Below are 2,500 nucleotides of genomic sequence, written 5' to 3'. Positions count from 1 at the left end.
GAGTGGTGACGGATCTCAGGTGTAGTTCAATCTTATCGGATTGATTGGGCTGCTGAGAGGTTCCTGGAAATAGCCCTCCTATCAGACCGTACCCTAAACCGACACAGGTGGACTGGTAGAGAATACCAAGGCGCTTGAGAGAACGATGTTGAAGGAACTCGGCAAAATACCTCCGTAAGTTCGCGAGAAGGAGGCCCGGTTCCTAGGCAACTAGGGGCTGGGGGCACAAACCAGGGGGTGGCGACTGTTTATTAAAAACACAGGGCTCTGCGAAGTCGCAAGACGACGTATAGGGTCTGACGCCTGCCCGGTGCCTGAAGGTTAAAAGGAGAGGTGAGAGCCTTGAATTGAAGCCCAGGTAAACGGCGGCCGTAACTATAACGGTCCTAAGGTAGCGAAATTCCTTGTCGGGTAAGTTCCGACCTGCACGAATGGCGTAACGACTTCCCCGCTGTCTCCAACATCGACTCAGCGAAATTGAATTGCCTGTCAAGATGCAGGCTTCCCGCGGTTAGACGGAAAGACCCCGTGCACCTTTACTACAGCTTCGCACTGGCATCAGGATTGTGATGTGCAGGATAGGTGGTAGGCTTTGAAACCGTGACGCCAGTCGCGGTGGAGCCTCCCTTGAGATACCACCCTTCGCACTCTTGATGTCTAACCGCGGTCCGTTATCCGGATCCGGGACCCTGCGTGGCGGGTAGTTTGACTGGGGCGGTCGCCTCCTAAAGCGTAACGGAGGCGCGCGAAGGTTGGCTCAGAGCGGTCGGAAATCGCTCGTTGAGTGCAATGGCAGAAGCCAGCCTGACTGCGAGACTGACAAGTCGAGCAGAGTCGAAAGACGGCCATAGTGATCCGGTGGTCCCGAGTGGAAGGGCCATCGCTCAACGGATAAAAGGTACGCCGGGGATAACAGGCTGATACTGCCCAAGAGTCCATATCGACGGCAGTGTTTGGCACCTCGATGTCGGCTCATCTCATCCTGGGGCTGGAGCAGGTCCCAAGGGTACGGCTGTTCGCCGTTTAAAGAGGTACGTGAGCTGGGTTTAGAACGTCGTGAGACAGTTCGGTCCCTATCTGCCGTGGGTGTAGGAGACTTGAGAGGAGTTGCCCCTAGTACGAGAGGACCGGGGTGAACGATCCACTGGTGGACCAGTTGTCGTGCCAACGGCAGTGCTGGGTAGCTATGATCGGACAGGATAACCGCTGAAGGCATCTAAGCGGGAAGCCCCCCTCAAAACAAGGTCTCCCTGAGGGCCGTGGAAGACCACCACGTCAATAGGCCGGAGATGTAAGCGCAGTAATGCGTTCAGTTGACCGGTACTAATCGCCCGATAGGCTTGATTTGATCCAGTAATGGAAAGACAAGACCAAAGCATACACCGACCTTGACAATGGATGATCGTGTCGCACCAAGCGACACTGTTGGTTGATAATTACAACCGTGCGGGAACGCGCATTCGCAAGCGAATGCGCTGCCTCCCGCGCGTCGCCTTTTTGCAAAGCAAAAAGAGCGACGTGGGCTTTTCCTCGGTTTGGTGGTCATAGCGCAAGTGAAACACCCGGTCCCATCCCGAACCCGGAAGTTAAGCACTGCCGCGCCAATGGTACTTGGGCTTAAGCCCCGGGAGAGTAGGTCACCGCCAAACCTAGTAAAAGCCCACATCTCTCTAAACGATCAAAAAAACAATACCCGGCCTCAAATAGCGCAAGCGATAGGCCAACCAAAGACCTCAAGTAGCGTAAGCGCTAGGTCACAAAAACTGTCGCGGGATGGAGCAGCCCGGTAGCTCGTCAGGCTCATAACCTGAAGGTCGCAGGTTCAAATCCTGCTCCCGCAACCAATATAAACAGTCAGACCGTTCGATCTACAAACAGTCCACTGGACTGTTCGCTAAACGATCAAACCTCGTCAGGCTCACAACCTGAAGGTCAGAGGTTCAAATCCTACTCCCGTAACCTGCGTCGCAATTCCCAAAACAAACCCTCAAACCAAAATCAATCCAACTGATCCAATGGATCAATGGCTTCTCCGCGACAGCCTCGCAAAACGAAACTCACAGACGCAAAAGACGCATAAAACGATTCCTAAGGGCCAAATCTTATCTATTAGATTTGGATAAATGCTCTTAGTCCATGATTTAACACCATACTGAGTGATATTAACGTTAAAGACGCTCGCGTACCGATTTCCATTGCCTTTTTGGTTTGGAGCCGACAACAAGCATGTCGACACTGCGGATAGATCGGCGCTTCCGACGATATTGCTGAGGATGACAACTCTTCGCTTCTTTTAAATGTGACCCGCTCAAACGGCGAAGTCATTTACGACCCGCTCGCCGCATGAACACCGATTGAACTATCGAGAAGACATCGCAACAAAAAATTGCTCACTCAGCCAATGTGGTTATCGCTTTAGTGCGCCTAGGGTCAGGATTCATAACCAGTATATGACGGTTGCTGCGAGTGCGATGGCCGATAGGAAGACCTTGGGACAACG

At 52.9% G+C, this 2,500-nt stretch carries 1 tRNA gene and 2 rRNA genes (1 of these 3 cut by a window edge); all 3 read left to right on the top strand.

From position 1 onward, the window contains the following. Positions 1-1,348, top strand: a 23S ribosomal RNA gene (locus tag GOW56_RS14220); it begins 1,480 nt to the left of the window's first position. Between the two features lie 186 nt (positions 1,349-1,534). Continuing rightward, positions 1,535-1,649: ribosomal RNA gene (gene rrf / locus GOW56_RS14215) — 5S ribosomal RNA — on the top strand. A 118-nt stretch (positions 1,650-1,767) separates the two neighbouring features. Continuing rightward, positions 1,768-1,844: transfer RNA gene (locus GOW56_RS14210), tRNA-Met, on the top strand. Positions 1,845-2,500: the final 656 nt, after the last annotated feature.

This window comes from Ruegeria sp. HKCCA0235A (assembly GCF_013033235.1).
In the GTDB taxonomy this organism is placed as follows: Bacteria; Pseudomonadota; Alphaproteobacteria; order Rhodobacterales; family Rhodobacteraceae; genus Ruegeria.
This window is presented reverse-complemented; position numbering and strand designations above follow the sequence as displayed.